Consider the following 15,445-nt stretch of genomic DNA (forward strand, 5'->3'; position numbering starts at 1 on the left):
TGGCACTCAGTTTCGAGGAGTACGATACTTGGTGCCACGAAGGAGCCTCATGAGCATCGATTCCTCTTCCCTCCCCGGCGAGCGCGTCTCGTCGTACGACGTCACGGGACGGCAGGGCAGCGACTACTACGCCGTGTTCGCCGACATCCCGGACGCCGATCGAGCCGCCTGGGAACGTGCGCAGGCGTACGTCGACGAGGTCGCCCCGCAGATGGCCGATGCGTGGGACCGCGCGGAGTACCCGCTGACCGCCGCTCGCCGCATGGGCGAGATGGATCTGGTCGTCGACGGTGTCGAGCACCCCGCCCTGACACGCCTCTCCCCTCTCGCGGCCGGGCTGGTCAACATGGAGGTGTCGCGCGGTGACGGCTCCCTCGGCACGATCCTCGCGGTGCAGGGCGGACTCGCCCTGCGCACCCTCGCTCTTTTCGGCTCTCCCGCGCAGCAGGAGAAGTGGCTCACGGCTCTCGCCGACGCGAGCGTGCTGGGCTCGTTCGCCCTCACCGAGCCCGACCACGGATCGGACTCGGTCTCGCTCGAGACGGTCGCGCGACGCGACGGCGACGCCTGGGTCATCAGCGGCACGAAGAAGTGGATCGGCAACGGGGCATCCGGCGGGATCACCTTCGTCTGGGCGCGCGTCGACGACGAGTCCGCCGACGAGCACGGCGCCGTGCGCTGCTTCCTCGTCGAGCAGGGCACTCCGGGATACACCGGCACCGTCATCCGCGGGAAGGCGTCGCTGCGTGCGATCCACCAGGCGCACATCCGGCTCGACGAGGTGCGCGTTCCCCTCGACGCCGTGCTCCCGGGAACGCACAGCTTCAAGGACGCGTCGGTCGTGCTCTACGCGACCCGCTCCGGCGTCGCCTGGTCGGCGCTCGGCCACGCCACCGCCTGCTACGAAGCCGCCCTGGCGTACGCGACCCAGCGCGTGCAGTTCGGCAAACCGCTCGCGAAGTTCCAGATGGTGCAGGAGCGCCTCACCCACATGCTCGAGGACCTCACCGCGATGCAGCTCTACTGCCGTCGGATGGCCGACCTCGAGACGTCTGGCGCGCTGCGTCCGACGCAGGCGTCACTCGCGAAGTTCCACAACACCCGCGCCGCACGTCGCATCGCCTCGACCGCCCGCGACCTGCTCGGGGGCAACGGCATCCTGCTCGAGAACGGCGTGATGCAGCACCTCGCCGACATCGAGGCGATCCACACCTACGAGGGCACGGAGAGCGTCCAGGCGCTCCTGCTCGGGCGCGACATCACCGGGATGAGCGCGTTCGCCTGACCGCGGAGGACGGATGCCGGTCGGCGCTCAGTCGCAGCCGCATCCGCCCGACGGCGTCTTGACCATGAAGCACACGTCGCAGACGCCGTAGTCGCGTTCGGTCACGGGCTTCGGCGCCTTCTCGCGCGGCACCGACGGTGTGCGCGGCGTCGAGGAGCGCTTCGCCGCACGGGCGGGGACGGAGGGCGCGTACTCGCTCGGGTGGGTGACGTAGAAGTACGGTGCGCGCCCCTCGCTGGGCTGCAGGCGCAGCGGCGTGGAGCCGACGACGATGGTCTCATCCTCGGCGAACCCGTTCGTGTAGGTGCGCCCGATGTGGAGCGAGGCGTGGTCTCCGCGGCGCAGGGCCTCGATGTAGCGGCCGCGGTCGATGAACGAGGTCACACCCACGGCGTCGACGATCGCGCCGATGAACTCGTGGTTCACCGGGTCGATGCGGTGCGCGCGTAGCGCCTCCGCGAGGGAGCGGTAGGGACGGGAGGTGCCGGTCGGGGTCGGGCCCTGTACTTCGTTCATCCTCTCCAGGATCGCACGATCGCGGAGCCGTCTCGACCGCTTCCGTGCCTCGCCCCCGCCTGGGCCGTGCGAGACTGGCGATATGGTGCGGGCGACGATCATCGGCAGCGGACCCAACGGCCTGGTGAGCGCCGTGTCGCTCGCCAGGGCGGGGTACGAAGTGCGGGTGCTCGAGGCATCCGACACGATCGGCGGCGGCGTGCGCACGACCGACGGCATCCTCCCCGGCTTCCGCCACGACGTCTGCTCCGCCGTGCATCCGGCGGCGCTCGCCTCGCCGTTCTTCCAGGCCTTCGGTCTCGCCGACCGCATCGACTGGATCCGTCCCGAGATCTCCTACGCCCATCCGCTCGACGGCGGCCGGGCGGCGATCGCCTGGCGCGACATCGAGAAGACGTCCGCCGCTCTCGGAGCCGACCGCGATGCGTGGCTCGCCCGACTGCGGCCCCTGAGCGAGCACATCGACGGCGTCGTCGACTTCACCGGCCATCAGATCCCGCGTTGGCCGCACGAGCCGCTCACCGCGGCGCGATACGCCCTGCGGATGCTCGACCAGGGCACACCGCTCGCCTCGCGCGCCTTCCGCACCCCGGAGGCGGCGGCCCTGATCACGGGCGTGCTCGCGCACGCCAACGCACCCGTCCCCTCACTCCCCGGTGCAGCGGCCGGACTTCTGCTCGCCGCCCTCGGACACGCCCAGGGCTGGATGTATCCGCGCGGGGGCGCGCAGCGGATCGCCGACGCGCTCGTCGCCGACCTCGAAGCGCACGGCGGTCGCATCGAGACGGGGCTGCACGTGCGCGACCTCGGCATCCTCGACTGGGGCGATCCCGCACGCGGCGACCTGCTCCTGCTGAACACCTCGCCGCGTCTCGCCCTCACCCACCCCGGAATCCCCGCCGGATACGCTCGTGCTCTCTCCCGCTACCGGTACGGGCCGGCCGCGGCGAAGGTCGACTTCGAACTCAACGGACCGGTGCCGTGGGCGAATGCCGACGTCGCGCAGTCGCCGACCGTGCACCTCGGCGGCACCCGTGAGGAGGTGAGGGCGAGCGAGAACGCCGTCGCCCGGGGGCGGGTGAGCGAGCGCCCCTACGTGCTCGCCGTCCAGCCGTCGATCTTCGATCCCACCCGCGCACCCGAGGGCAAGGCCGTGCTGTGGACGTACATCCACGTGCCCCTCGACTCAGACCTCGATGCGACCGAGCTGATCACGCGACAGGTCGAGCGCTTCGCCCCGGGGTTCCGCGAGCGCATCCTCGCGCACCGTCCGGTGCCCGCATCCGCGCGCGAGGCTGTGAACCCGGCCGAGATCCAGGGCGATGTGCTCGGCGGGGCGTTCACGATGCGCCAGGCGCTGCAGCGGCCGACGCTCTCCACGGCCCCGTGGCGCACGCCGATGCGCGGCGTCTATCTCGCCTCGGCCGCGACCCCGCCCGGGCCCGGCGTCAACGGCATGTCGGGGTGGCTCGCCGCCCGCACGGCCCTTGCCGATGCCGGCGAGCCGCACGAGCTCGGAGACCTCTTCCCCTGACCCCTCACGCCCTCTTCCGCCGCGCTCACGTGCTCGCCAGGATGGAGGCATGCGTTACGACATCCCCGCCCCGATGCTCGCGAAGGCCGCAGCGACCGTGCCCGATCCGGCGAAGACGCCCGGAGGCCTGCTCTTCGAACCCAAGTGGGACGGATTCCGCGGACTCCTCGCGTGGGACGGCGAGACCGTCGAGATCGGATCCCGTGGAGCCAAACCCCTCACCCGGTACTTCCCGGAACTCGTCGAGGCGATCCCGCACGCGCTCCCCCGCCCGTGCCTGCTCGACGGCGAGATCGTTGTCGCGACGGGCCCCGAGGGCGCGCAGCGACTCGATTGGGAGGCACTCAGCCAGCGCATCCACCCCGCCACCTCCCGCGTGACCCGGCTCGCCACCGAGACGCCGGCGATGTTCATCGCGTTCGATCTGCTCGCCGAGGGTGATGACGACCTGCTGGACCGGCCGTTCTCCGAGCGTCGCTCGCGGCTGGAGTCGCTCCTCGCGGACGTGCCGCATCCGCTGCACATCACTCGCACGACCCGCGATCGCGATGCCGCGGTACGCTGGCTCGCCGAGTTCGAGGGTGCCGGGCTCGACGGGGTCGTCGCGAAACCGCTCGAACAGCTCTACGCCCCCGGCAAGCGCACCCTGATCAAGGTCAAGCACGCCCGCACGGCCGACGTCGTCGCTCTCGGATACCGCATCCACAAGTCCGGCGCGGGCGTGGGATCGCTCCTCGTCGGTCTCTACGACGAGGAGGGAACGCTACGGCAGGTGGGCGGCGTCGCCGCGTGGAGCGACGCGCGTCGCCGCGAGCTCGTCGACGAGCTCGCCCCTCTCGTCGAGCTCGACGACGCCGGAGACGCCGTCACCGGCGAGGGTGAGCGATCGCGGTTCACCGGATCGAAGGACGTCTCCTTCGTGCGCCTGCGTCCCGAACGCGTGCTCGAGGTGCGCTACGACCAGCTCGAGGGCGCCCGTTTCCGCCACACCGTGCAGTTCGAGCGCTGGCGCCCCGATCGCGAGGCGCGCTCCTGCACCTATGCGCAGCTCGACACGGTGGCGGGATACGACCTCGCCGAGGTGATCGGCTGAATCAGTCCTTCGCGGCGGGCTCCCCGTCGGCGTCCCAATGCGCGGCCACCTTCTTGCTGGGCTGCACGCGCGGCGGCTCCCCCGGCATCTTGGGGAACTCCGGCGGGAACGACAGCTCGCCGAGCCCGTCGGCGACATCGCGCTCCCACCAGTCGAGCAGGGTGTCGATCCGTCCCGGCTTCTGCTGTTTGTCGGCCCACGGATCGCCGATCTCGTCGAGGCGCTGCGGAACGGTGCGCACCGTGAACCTCGTCGGGTCGAGGCCGTCGAGCTCGTCCCAGTGCACCGGGGTCGACACCGTCGCGCCGGGCAGGGCACGCGGGCTGTAGGCGCCCGCCATCGTTCGATCGCGATTGGCCTGGTTGAAGTCGATGAAGATGCGCTCTCCGCGCTCCTCCTTCCACCAGCTCATCGTGACCCGATCGGGCATCCGACGTTCGAGTTCGCGCCCCGCGGCGATGACCGCGTGACGCACGTCGAGGAACTCGTGGGTGGGTTCGATCGGTGCGAACACGTGCAGACCGCGGTTGCCGCTCGTCTTCGCGAAGGCCTCGAGTCCCGCCTCGCTCAGCACCTCCCGCAGGCCGTGCGCGGCGGTTACGGCGTCCGCGAAATCCGTGCCCGGTTGCGGATCGAGGTCGATGCGCAGTTCCACCGGGTTGTCGGAATCGCTCGCGAGCGATGCCCAGGGATGGAACACGATCGTGTTCATCTGCACGGCCCAGACGATCGCCGACGGGCGGTTCAGCACGATCTGCGGATGCCGCCGCCCACTGTTGTACGTCACCGTAACGGCGTCGACGTAGTCGGGCGTGCCCTTCGGCGGGTTCTTCGAGAAGAAGCCCTCACTGCCCACGCCGTCGCGGAACCGTTCGAGCGAGACCGGACGGCCACCGTTCGACGCGAGAAAGGGCACAGCGACCCGCTGCACGTAGTCGGCCAGCTCTGCCTTGGTGACCCCGACCTCCGGCCACACGACCCGGTTCGGGCTGGAGAGCACGACCTCGCGCTGCCCTTCGGGGTCGGACACGGTCACGGGCACACGTTCGGAGGCCATGCAACGACCCTAGAGCGCGGCCGTCGCCCACGGAAGAGCGCGGGCAGCACGGTCCCGTCCGTCGTCGGGCCTCAGTCGTCGGTCGCGGGGGCGAGTTCGAGCACGCGCGTGAGGGCGTCGCGTTCGACGATGAGCGTGGGACCTGCCGGATCGATCACGACGCCCGCCATCTCGGTGTGACCCGCGAGCACCTTCGCGAGCTGCACGGGCTCGAACGGCAGCGGGCGGTCGCCGCGTCCGAGGGCGATGACCTCGAGCGGGTGCGAGAACAGCTGCAGGAAGCGCTTGCCGTCGGTCGTCTGCGCCTCGGCGATACCGACCTGACCGTCGGCGCCACCGTCGTTCACGGCCACCCACATGCGAGTCTCGGCGAGCGCTTCGCCCGCTCGCGTGGCGGAGTCCTGCTCGCGCGGGGCCGCGACGATGGCCTTGACCGTCATCTCGGCGTCGGCCTGCTCGAGCGTCTTCTGCAGGAGCTCGGTCGGGAATACGACCCGGTGCGGCGCGGAGGCGTTGTCGATGATCAGTCCCGCGAAGTCGCCCGCGACGACCTGCTGCATGACGGAGGTCGAGGGCTGCGCGACGGCCGAGGTCGAGGAGGGGTCGGCCTCGAGCTTCACGGAGTCGCGCACGGCGGCCGCCGAGCTGAAGGCCAGCATGAACTGGCGCTCCTCGTCGCGCACGACGGCGACGGCGAGGGGCTTGCCCTCGGCGATCTGCGCACGGGCATCGCCGTTCACGCGGATGAAGAGGTGTCCCTGCAGTGCCTGGCGCATGACCCCGAGCAGTTGCTCGTTGCTCGCGCCCTTCTCGACCTGCTTCAGGGCTTCGCGCAGCAGCACGTTGTCCTTCATACCGGGAACCGACTCGGTCTGCTCGGGCGGCGACGCGGGGGCGAGCGGCAGACGCGGCTCGCCGGCGGGCGCGGCAGGGGCGGCGGGAGCCGCGGGGGTGGCCCGCGCGGCCGGAGCGGGTTTCGCATCGGGGTCGGGCAGCGAGACCTCGGGGCCCGCCTCCGCTCCGACTCCGCGGAACGCCTGCACCGAGATGCCGATCGTCGGTGCCGCGGGGGCTTGCTCCGCCGCATCGACCGTTGGCTCGGTCGATGCCGCGTCGTCCGCTGCCGTGTCATCCGTCGGGGCCTCGTCCGTCGGGGTCTCGACCACCTCGGCGGTGTCGGATGCGGAGGTGACGGCGTCGTCAGCGGACTTCTTGCGGCGGGAGAAGAGGGCCATATGAGCCAGCTTAACCCTCCGCGGCTTCGCCCTCCGCGGCGCGTGCCCGGTGCCGTCAGATCTTCTCGATCGGTGCGACCTTGATGAGGAGCTTCTTCTGCCCGGCGGTGTCGAATCGCACGTGTGCGATGCGCTTGGCGCCTTCACCGGTGACGGCGTCGACGCGGCCCTCGCCGAAGTCGACGTGGCGGATGCGGTCACCTGCGGTGAGTTCGAGGTCGCCGTTGTCGCGCACCTTGGCCGTGACACGGTTCGGGAAGCGATCCATGGCGGTCGAGAGCGGCTTGAGCGAATCGCGACCGGGCAACGGCTTGACTCCGAAGCGATCGCCGGAGCCGGAACCCGATCCCCCGAATCCGCCCGGGCGGCGCGCATTGAGAGCGCGCGACTGCATGCCGCCGCGGGAGTTGACGTCTCCCGGCGACTGGCGCCAGTCGATCAGAGCCACCGGGATCTCCTGCAGGAATCGGCTCGGCATCGCGACGGTCACCTCGCCGAACTGCGCCCGGGTCATCGCCAGCGACAGGTGCAGGCGCTTGCGAGCACGGGTGATGCCGACGTAGAAGAGCCGGCGCTCCTCCTGCGGACCACCGGGCTCGCCGGCCGAGATGCGGTGGGGGATGAGGTCTTCCTCGACGCCCGTGACGAAGACCGCGTCGTACTCGAGGCCCTTGGCGGTGTGCATCGTCATGAGCGACACCGTGCCCGACTCGTCATCGAGGTCATCCGCATCCGCCACGAGCGCCACATCGGTGAGGAAGTCGACGATCGTGCCCTCGGGGTTGTTGCGTGCGAAGTCGCGGGCGACGGCGACGAACTCGTCGAGGTTCTCGACGCGCGCTTCGTCTTGCGGATCGCGGCTGGCGCGCAGCGCATCGAGGTAACCGCTCTTGGCGAGCAGCAGGCTCAGACCGTCGGCCACGGTCGTCGGAGCCGGCACCTCGCCCGTCGGCGGCAGCATGAGGGCCGTCGCCTCGGTGAGCACGGCATCGAGCTGCGCGATCGCCGCCTGGATCTTGGGCCCGAAGCCGAGCTGCGCCGGCATCGAGAGGGCGTCGCGGAACGTGATCCCCTGCTCCTCCGCGAAGCGGGCGATGGCCGTCTCGGTCACATCGCCGATGCCGCGACGCGGTTTGTTGAGGATGCGGCGGACCGCCATCTCATCGGCGGGATTCGCGACCGCCACGAGGTACGCCAGCGCGTCCTTGATCTCCGCGCGCTCGTAGAACTTGGTACCGCCCATGATCTTGTACGGCACCGCCGACCGGATGAAGATCTCCTCGAGAGCACGCGACTGGGAGTTCGTGCGGTAGAAGACCGCCATCTCGGAGTACGGCATGCCGGCGCGGTGCAGCGCCTCGACCTCGTCGGCCACGAACTGCGCCTCGTCGTGCTGCGAGTAGCCGGTGAAGCCGATGATCTTGTCGCCCTCGCCCCGGTCGCTCCAGAGCTTCTTCTCTTTACGGTCGAAGTTGTTGCCGATCACCGCGTTGGCCGCCGAGAGGATGTTCTGCGTCGAACGGTAGTTCTGCTCGAGGAGAACCACGCGCGCCCCGGGGAAATCGCGTTCGAACTCGCTGATGTTGCGGATGTCCGCGCCGCGGAACGCGTAGATCGACTGGTCGGAGTCGCCGACCACCGTGAGCGAGGCTCCGGCCGTGTCGGCGTTCGTCGTCTCGGGCTCCGGCTCGAAGATCATCATGCCGTTCGAGGCATACGGATCGGGTGCCGACGACGAGGCGAGAGGCCGCGTGAGCTCGTGGATGAGCGCGTACTGCGCGTGGTTCGTGTCCTGGTACTCGTCGACGAGGATGTGCCGGAACCGGCGGCGATACGTGTCGGCCACCTCGGGGAAGGCGCGGAAGAGGTAGACCGTCTGCCCGATCAGGTCGTCGAAGTCGAAGGCGTTCGCCTTCTGCAGCTGGCGCTGGTAGTCGGCGAACACCTCGACGAAGATCCGCTCGGCCGGATCCGACATGTTGGCCTGCCGCGCGTACGACTCGGCATCCGACAGCTCGTTCTTGAGCTTCGAGATGCGCGACTGCACGGATGCGGGGGTCAGACCGAACGCGTCGGCCTCGTGCTCCTTGACCAGGCGTTTGATGAGCGCGCGGGAATCGCCGGAGTCGTAGATCGTGAACGACTTCGTGAACCCGAACTGCTGCGCCTCGCGCCGCAGGATGCGCACGCACGCCGAGTGGAACGTCGAGATCCACATGCCGCGCGCCGCATCGCCGATCAGGCCCTCGACCCGCTCGCGCATCTCGCCCGCCGCCTTGTTGGTGAAGGTGATCGCGAGGATCTGGCTGGGCCATGCCTCGCGGCTGCGCAGCAGTGACGCGATCCGACGGGTGAGCACGCTCGTCTTGCCCGATCCGGCACCCGCGACGATGAGCAGCGCGGGGCCGCGGTAGGTGACGGCTTCGAGCTGCTGCGGGTTGAGGCCGGCGAGGAGGTCGTCCTGACCCTGCGGGCCGGCGGTTCCGGGAACGATGAGAGGAGCTTCGGTCATGGCTCTCCGAGTCTAGGCGGCGTCACCGACACCGCCCTCCCCCGGAAGCGCACATCATCGGGTGGCACAATCGGCTCATGCGCACGCTCCTCAACATCATCTGGGTCATCCTCGCCGGATGGGCCCTGTTCCTCGGCTACGTGCTCGCCGGCCTGCTGCTGTGCATCCCCATCGTGACGATCCCCTGGGCGATCGCGTCGTTCCGCATCGCCCGTTACGCCATCTGGCCCTTCGGGCGCGAGGTGGTCGGCAGACCCACCGCCGGCGTCGGATCTCTCCTCGGCAACATCCTCTGGGTGATCCTCGCGGGATGGTGGCTCGCCCTGGGGCACATCGTCTCGGGGCTCGCGCTGTGCATCACCATCATCGGTATCCCGATGGGCATCGCGGACTTCAAGATGGTCCCGGTGTCGCTCATGCCGCTGGGCAAGGAGATCGTCTCGACCCGCCGGGGAGCCTTCGACCGCACGCTCTGACGGGACGTCAGCCGCGGAAGAATCCCACGCCGAGGTCGGGGTGGTCGACGAAGACCCCGTCGACGCCCTGGCGCGCGATCGCATCCCACTCCGCCTCGTAGTCGCCGAAGGCGCCCTTGCCGCCGTTGCCGCGGAACTCGGGCGAGAGGAAGGCGTTCTCGGGTCGGCAGGTCCAGGTGAAGACCTGGAGGCCGCGTGCATGCGCGTCGGCGACGATCGTGTTGCCGGGGGCGAGCAGCATCTTCTTGCTCACGCTGATGCCGTCGACCGCACCGATCAGGCCGTCGAGTCCCCGCGGCGAGACCGTCGCCTTGTAGGTGAGCGCCCTCTTGCCGTGCGCGACGAGCTGGTCGTAGGGGCGGCCGGACGATTCGATCAGATAGATGTAGGTGGCGGGGATGCCCCGGGCCCGCAGCTGCCCCAGCACGGTCTGCTCGAAGCACTCGATGATCAGCGGCAGTTCGCCGCCGGCCCAGCCTGCCGCGCGCAGATCGCGCTCGATCAGCGGCACCAGGTCGAGACCGATGCTCGCGAAGTACGTGGCGTGCTTGACTTCGAGCACCACACCGATCTCGCGCCCGTGCTCGACGGACCCGCGCCGCACGAGGTCGAGCAGATCGACGAGGCGCAGGATCGGCTGCCCTCCGTCGAAGCTCGCGCTCGTGGCACGCAGCTCCGGCAGACGCTCGCGTCCGCGGAGTGCCGAGAGCTCATCCCAGGTGAAATCCTCGGTGAACCAGCCCGTCAGCGCCTGCCCGTCGACCCGCTTGGTGGTGCGTCGATCGGCGAACTCCGGATGCTCCGCCACATCGGTCGTGCCCGAGATCTCGTTCTCGTGGCGCACGACCAGCACGCCGTCCTTCGTCGCGACGACGTCGGGCTCGACGGCATCCACCCCCATCGCGAGTGCCAGCTCGTAGGAGGACCGGCTGTGCTCCGGTCGATAGCCGGGCGCGCCCCGGTGTCCGATGACGAGGGGCGATTTCCTGGGCACGCTCTCAGCGTAGAACACCCCACCGCGCGCCCCACGCCGGTATCGTGGAGGAAAGCGACCTACGACACCCTTCTGGAGTGAGGCCCACCATGAGCAACTTCGCATTCAACAACCCTGCTTTCAAGCAGCAGGATCCGCGCAATGTCGCGACCTACCCCGGCGCACCGCAGGGTGCTCAGGGAGCCCAGGCCGCATCGTTCCAGCACGCCACCGTCGACGCGGCGGCCAACGCGCAGCTCGAGGGCATGTACGCGGCTCCGCCGGCGGGCTCGATCGAGACCGACCGCATGTCCGTCGAGGACACCGTCTGGAAGACGGCCGGCCTGTTCGGCATCCTCCTCGTCACCGCGGCCATCGGCTGGGTGTGGACGCTCGGCGGCACCGACATCAACTCGTTCTCGACCGTCTCGCTCGTACCGTGGATGATCGGCGCGCTCGGCGGCTTCGTGCTCGCGATGGTCATCACCTTCACCTCGCGGAAGAAGGTGCGTCCGGCGCTGATCTTCGCGTACGCCGCACTCGAGGGGCTGTTCATCGGTGGCATCTCGGCGTTCTTCGAGGTGATCTACCCGGGCATCGTGCTCCAGGCCACGCTCGCCACGATCTCGGTCGTCGGCGTGACCCTCGCCCTCTTCGCCAGCGGCAAGATCCGCGCGTCGAAGAAGGCCACCAAGATCTTCATGGTCGCGATGGTCGGCTACCTGGTCTTCTCGCTTCTCAACCTCGTGCTCATGTGGACGGGCGTGCTGCCCCCGAGCCAGGCGTTCGGCCTCTACAGCGCGACGATCGCCGGCATCCCGCTCGGGCTGATCATCGGTGTTCTCGTGGTCATCATGGCCGCGTACTCGCTCGTGCTCGACTTCGACCAGGTCCAGCAGGGTGTGCGCAACGGCGCTCCCCGCGTGTACGGCTGGCTCGGCGCGTTCGGCATCATGGTCACGGTCGTCTGGCTGTACGTCGAGATCCTGCGGATCATCGCGATCGTCCGCGGCAACAACTGACGCTTCGTCGCCTGTCGCTCAGGAGGCCCGTCTCCCACCGGAGGCGGGCCTCCTGCCATGTTCGGCCCCGCGGCGCAAGGGGTTTCCTGAAAGCTTCCTGAGAGAGCACAATCGAGACATCAGACGAACCTCGTCTGCACACAGGAGGTCATCATGAGCTTTCTCGGCTTTCTTCTTCTCGGTCTCATCGCCGGGGCCATCGCGAAACTAATCCTTCCCGGCAAGCAGGGCGGTGGATGGTTCATCACTCTGCTGCTGGGCGTCGTCGGCGCTCTGCTGGGCGGGTGGCTCGGTTCACTGATCCTCAACCGCCCGCTCACCGAGTTCTGGGATCTGGGCACGTGGCTCCTCGCCATCGGCGGATCGATCATCGTGCTGCTGATCTACGGCCTGATCGTCGGTCGTGGCAGCCGCAGCAAGGCGTGATCCCCGCTTGACCCGCTGATCGCGGCGCTTCGCCCCCTCCGGCTCCCGGTGGGGGCGAAGTCATGTCCGGTCACCGCGCGACTTCGCCGCGAGCAGGGCACGTTCGCGGTCGTTGCGGGCGAGGGCCGCGGCCGTCGCGAACTCACTGCGCGCCTCGTCCTCCCGCCCGAGGCGGCGGAGCATCTCGGCCCGCGTCGCCGGGAGCAGGTGGTAACCGCGCAGAGCCCCGGATGCCTCCAGCCGATCCAGGACCTCGAGCGCCGAGGCGGGCCCTGTGGCCATCGCGACGGCCGCCGCGCGGTTGAGCTCGACGACGGGAGACGGCGCGAGCCGACCGAGCGCCTCGTAGAGCACGACGATCTGATCCCAGTCGGTCTCCTCGATCGACGGAGCGCGAGCATGGCACTCGGCGATCGCCGCCTGCAGTCCATAGGCGCCACGGCCCCGGCCGACGGCATCCGCCCGCGCGAGCGCCGCGCGTCCTCGCGCGATCCGGCTACGGTCCCACAGTCGACGATCCTGGTCGCCGAGCAGCACCGGAACACCCCGCCCGTCGGTCCGCGCCGGGAATCGCGCCGCGGTGAGCTCCATCAGCGCGAGCAGCCCGAGCGCGTCCGGCTCGCGGGGCATCAGCCCGACCAGCACACGACCCAGCCTGATCGCCTCGTCGGCGAGGTCCGGCCGCATCCATTCCGGCCCGCTGCTCGCCGCGTGCGCCTCGTTGAAGATCAGGTACACGACGCCGAGGAGCGCCCCGAGACGGACGGTGTGCTCCTCGCGAGGAGGAGTGGCGAACGGAACCCCCGCCGCGGCCAGCGTCTTCTTCGCCCGCACGATGCGCTGCTGCACGGTCGCGGTGGGAATCAGGAAGGCGCGAGCGATCTCCTCGTTCGAGAGTCCCGCGACCACGCGCAGGGTCAGAGCCACCTGGGCTTCCCGTGACAGCACCGGGTGGCAGGCGATGAACATCAACCGGAGCACGTCGTCGTCGACGGCGTCCGGATCCCAGGGCACGCCATCGGCCCGCTCGGCGTGGTCGCGCTCCAGGTCGTGGGCGAGCACGGCGATGCGATCGTCGAGGCGCTCCCGCCGCCGCCATCCGTCGATCGCCCGGCGCTTCGCGACGGCCGTCAACCAGGCGGCGCCGTTGCGGGGCACACCCTCGACCGGCCACTGCCGCAGCGCGTCGAGCAGTGCTTCCTGGGCGAGGTCCTCCGCCCACCCGAAGTCGCCGACCATGCGGGCGAGCGTGCCGACGATCTTCGCCGACTCGATGCGCCAGACCGCGGCGACGGTGCGCTCCGCCGTTCCCGGTGAGAGGAGGGGACGCACCGTCGCATCGTCGGAGGACAGCGTCATCTCACTGCTGGGCGCGCTGCGCCTGCCCCTCGCGCCAGCCGGCTTCCTTCTCGATCCACTCGTTGTCGGCGGGGAAGTCCGAGGCGTCGGTCACCCGGCGCACCTCGAGGAACGATCCGGGTCCGAGCGGTGCACGGCTCGCCCACTCGGCGGCCTCCTCACGGCTCGACACCTCGAGGATCCAGAATCCGTTGAACAGCTCCTTGGTCTCACCGTAGGGGCCGTCGGTGATGAGCGGGGTCTCGGCGCTGAAGTCGACGACGAAGCCCTCCGCGGCATCGGTGAGGCCCTCACCCGCGGCCAGCACGCCGGCCTTGATCATGGACTCGTTGTACTTTCCCATCGCCTCGATGACCTGCTCGAAGGGGATCTCCTTGTACGCCTCGACGGCCTCGTCGGTCGCGCGCATGATGAGCATGTACTTCATGGTGTTCTCCTTGATCGATGGGATCGTGTCTCGACCCTCTCATCAAAGACGTCGAACGGGAATGCGTCGGATCGACAAGCGATCCGGAATTCTTCGAGATTCCTTCTCGCGCGTTCTTCTCGCCCGTTCTTCTCAGGGTGTGCTCAGCGCCGCGGCGGCCGACGCACGGCGGCGTCGATAACGGCGGTGAGAGCGCTCAGCGACTTCTCGGGGCTCCACGCCGCGGCCACCTCAGGAGCCTCGGCGCTCAGCCGCGCGAGCAGCGCGGGGTCGGCGAGCACGCCGCGCAGGGCAGCGGCCAACGCCTCGACATCGCCGCTCGGAGCGAGCACTCCCCCGCCCGCGCCCAGGACGTCGCGGATGCCGTAGCGCACGTCGTACGACACGACCGGCGCTCCGTGCAGCAGCGCCTCGACGATCGACAGCGGCTGCCCTTCGAAGGCCGTGGCGGTGAGGACGACCGAGGCCCGGTCGAGAACGCGGCCCGGATCGTCGGTGTATCCGGCGAGCACCACACGATCCGCCGCACCGAGCTCATCGATGAGAGCGGTCAGGCGTCCCTGCTCCGGTCCGCCACCCCAGATCTCGAGGCGGGTTCCGGGCACGTCGGCCGCGAGGAACGCGCGGATGGCCTGATCGACGCGCTTCCCCGGGGCCAGGCGACCGAGCACCACGACCAGTCCCGGCTCCCGCAGATCGTCGCGGCGCGCGACGGCTGCGATCGGGTTCGGCACGGTCTCGTTGCGCGCAGCCGTGCCGAAGCGGGCCACCACGTCGTCACGCTGCGTCGCGGTCGGCCAGATCACGGCATCGAAGCGGTCGGAGAGGGCGAACCAGCGCGTCCACAGCGCGTTGGTCGGGGCATCCGCCGTGTAGGGAGCCTCGAGGTGGATGGTGTGGATCGTGTGGAGGATGCGCACGCGCGGATCCTGCCACCCCACGATGAGCTCGCCGAGCTGGCGCGACTCGCAGATGACCACGATCGGGCGGTCGCCGAGGCCCGCGGCCAGGTGCGACAGCCACGCGCGGTACAGTCCGCCGAATCCGACGACGCCACCGGCGACCTCACCGTCCGCGTCGAAGATCTGCACCGGCTCGATGCTCAGGTGCCAGTCGGGATCGCCCGGGATCACCGGGAGCGCGGCGAACGGCCGCCCCTCGGCGTCCACGATCGTGCGGTACTCGACCCCCGCGTTCGCGACCAGAGCGGGGTCGGCGGCCGAGCGCAACCAGGCGGCGGCCCCGCCCTCGGCGTCGACGGCCTCATCGAAGAGATTGCGCAGGCGGGAGGCGTCGATCAGCGCACCGCGCGAGACGAACGTCTCCCGGTGCTGCGCGTGGTCGGCCGCGGTACCCGGATCGAAGGTGAGCAGCTGCGGACCGCGCCCCTCCGCCACGCCCGCAGCGGCCAGCTGCCGGGCGCGCGACAGCGTCGCGATCGTGTAGCCGCCGTCGAGGTCGGGGATGAGCCGGCTCGACAGCACCAGGTACTCGGCGTCCGGCAGGACCGGCGCCGACTCGGGGAGCATC

General features: G+C 69.8%; 14 protein-coding genes. 6 read left to right on the forward strand and 8 right to left on the reverse strand.

Annotation, left to right across the window (positions count from 1 at the left end):
• Window positions 1-49 precede the first annotated feature (49 nt).
• Window positions 50-1,285: an acyl-CoA dehydrogenase family protein gene (locus tag ACIPVN_RS05825; protein WP_400440683.1), complete on the forward strand. Its 1,236-nt coding sequence runs from the start codon at window positions 50-52 to the stop codon at window positions 1,283-1,285.
• Window positions 1,286-1,312: 27 nt separating this feature from the next.
• On the opposite strand, the gene ACIPVN_RS05830 is transcribed toward ACIPVN_RS05825, so the two are convergent.
• On the reverse strand, window positions 1,313-1,801 hold the full coding sequence (locus tag ACIPVN_RS05830) for a hypothetical protein (RefSeq protein ID WP_247623142.1): 489 nt from the start codon (window positions 1,799-1,801) through the stop codon (window positions 1,313-1,315).
• 82 nt (window positions 1,802-1,883) lie between these two features.
• On the opposite strand from ACIPVN_RS05830, the gene ACIPVN_RS05835 reads away from it, so the two are divergent.
• Together ACIPVN_RS05835 and ACIPVN_RS05840 are read left to right on the forward strand one after the other, a co-directional pair.
• Entirely contained in the window at window positions 1,884-3,335 is a 1,452-nt protein-coding gene (locus ACIPVN_RS05835; RefSeq protein WP_400440686.1) for a phytoene desaturase family protein, read from the forward strand.
• A gap of 49 nt (window positions 3,336-3,384) precedes the next feature.
• Window positions 3,385-4,428 carry an ATP-dependent DNA ligase gene (locus tag ACIPVN_RS05840; RefSeq protein ID WP_400440688.1) on the forward strand — a complete coding sequence of 348 codons (1,044 nt, stop codon included), beginning with the start codon at window positions 3,385-3,387 and terminating at the stop codon, window positions 4,426-4,428.
• A gap of 1 nt (window position 4,429) precedes the next feature.
• Here ACIPVN_RS05840 and ligD read toward each other — a convergent pair whose 3' ends face one another.
• The 3 genes from ligD to ACIPVN_RS05855 form a co-directional block, all read right to left on the reverse strand.
• Entirely contained in the window at window positions 4,430-5,485 is a 1,056-nt protein-coding gene (ligD, locus tag ACIPVN_RS05845; protein WP_400440691.1) for a non-homologous end-joining DNA ligase, read from the reverse strand.
• A 71-nt stretch (window positions 5,486-5,556) separates the two neighbouring features.
• Window positions 5,557-6,720: an SseB family protein gene (locus ACIPVN_RS05850; protein ID WP_400440694.1), complete on the reverse strand. Its 1,164-nt coding sequence runs from the start codon at window positions 6,718-6,720 to the stop codon at window positions 5,557-5,559.
• 55 nt (window positions 6,721-6,775) lie between these two features.
• Window positions 6,776-9,232: an ATP-dependent helicase gene (locus ACIPVN_RS05855; protein WP_400440697.1), complete on the reverse strand. Its 2,457-nt coding sequence runs from the start codon at window positions 9,230-9,232 to the stop codon at window positions 6,776-6,778.
• A 77-nt stretch (window positions 9,233-9,309) separates the two neighbouring features.
• Here ACIPVN_RS05855 and ACIPVN_RS05860 point away from each other — a divergent pair, with 77 nt between their 5' ends.
• The gene (locus ACIPVN_RS05860) at window positions 9,310-9,708 is read left to right on the forward strand and encodes a YccF domain-containing protein (RefSeq protein ID WP_400440700.1); all 399 of its coding nucleotides are present in this window, start codon (window positions 9,310-9,312) and stop codon (window positions 9,706-9,708) included.
• 7 nt (window positions 9,709-9,715) lie between these two features.
• Here ACIPVN_RS05860 and ACIPVN_RS05865 read toward each other — a convergent pair whose 3' ends face one another.
• Complete coding sequence (locus ACIPVN_RS05865; RefSeq protein WP_400440703.1) at window positions 9,716-10,702, reverse strand: glycerophosphodiester phosphodiesterase family protein; 987 nt, start codon at window positions 10,700-10,702, stop codon at window positions 9,716-9,718.
• Window positions 10,703-10,791: 89 nt separating this feature from the next.
• On the opposite strand from ACIPVN_RS05865, the gene ACIPVN_RS05870 reads away from it, so the two are divergent.
• Entirely contained in the window at window positions 10,792-11,703 is a 912-nt protein-coding gene (locus tag ACIPVN_RS05870; protein WP_400440706.1) for a Bax inhibitor-1/YccA family protein, read from the forward strand.
• Between the two features lie 153 nt (window positions 11,704-11,856).
• On the forward strand, window positions 11,857-12,129 hold the full coding sequence (locus tag ACIPVN_RS05875) for a GlsB/YeaQ/YmgE family stress response membrane protein (protein WP_247623152.1): 273 nt from the start codon (window positions 11,857-11,859) through the stop codon (window positions 12,127-12,129).
• Window positions 12,130-12,189: 60 nt separating this feature from the next.
• Here ACIPVN_RS05875 and ACIPVN_RS05880 read toward each other — a convergent pair whose 3' ends face one another.
• The 3 genes from ACIPVN_RS05880 to ACIPVN_RS05890 form a co-directional block, all read right to left on the reverse strand.
• Complete coding sequence (locus ACIPVN_RS05880; RefSeq protein WP_400440709.1) at window positions 12,190-13,488, reverse strand: RNA polymerase sigma factor; 1,299 nt, start codon at window positions 13,486-13,488, stop codon at window positions 12,190-12,192.
• Window position 13,489: 1 nt separating this feature from the next.
• Window positions 13,490-13,915: a YciI family protein gene (locus ACIPVN_RS05885; protein WP_400440712.1), complete on the reverse strand. Its 426-nt coding sequence runs from the start codon at window positions 13,913-13,915 to the stop codon at window positions 13,490-13,492.
• A 143-nt stretch (window positions 13,916-14,058) separates the two neighbouring features.
• Window positions 14,059-15,444, reverse strand: coding sequence for a glycosyltransferase (locus ACIPVN_RS05890; protein ID WP_400440715.1), 1,386 nt, complete (start codon window positions 15,442-15,444; stop codon window positions 14,059-14,061).
• Window position 15,445: the final 1 nt, after the last annotated feature.

It is taken from the genome of Microbacterium sp. NPDC090003, from assembly GCF_044748385.1.
In the GTDB taxonomy this organism is placed as follows: domain Bacteria; phylum Actinomycetota; class Actinomycetes; order Actinomycetales; family Microbacteriaceae; genus Microbacterium.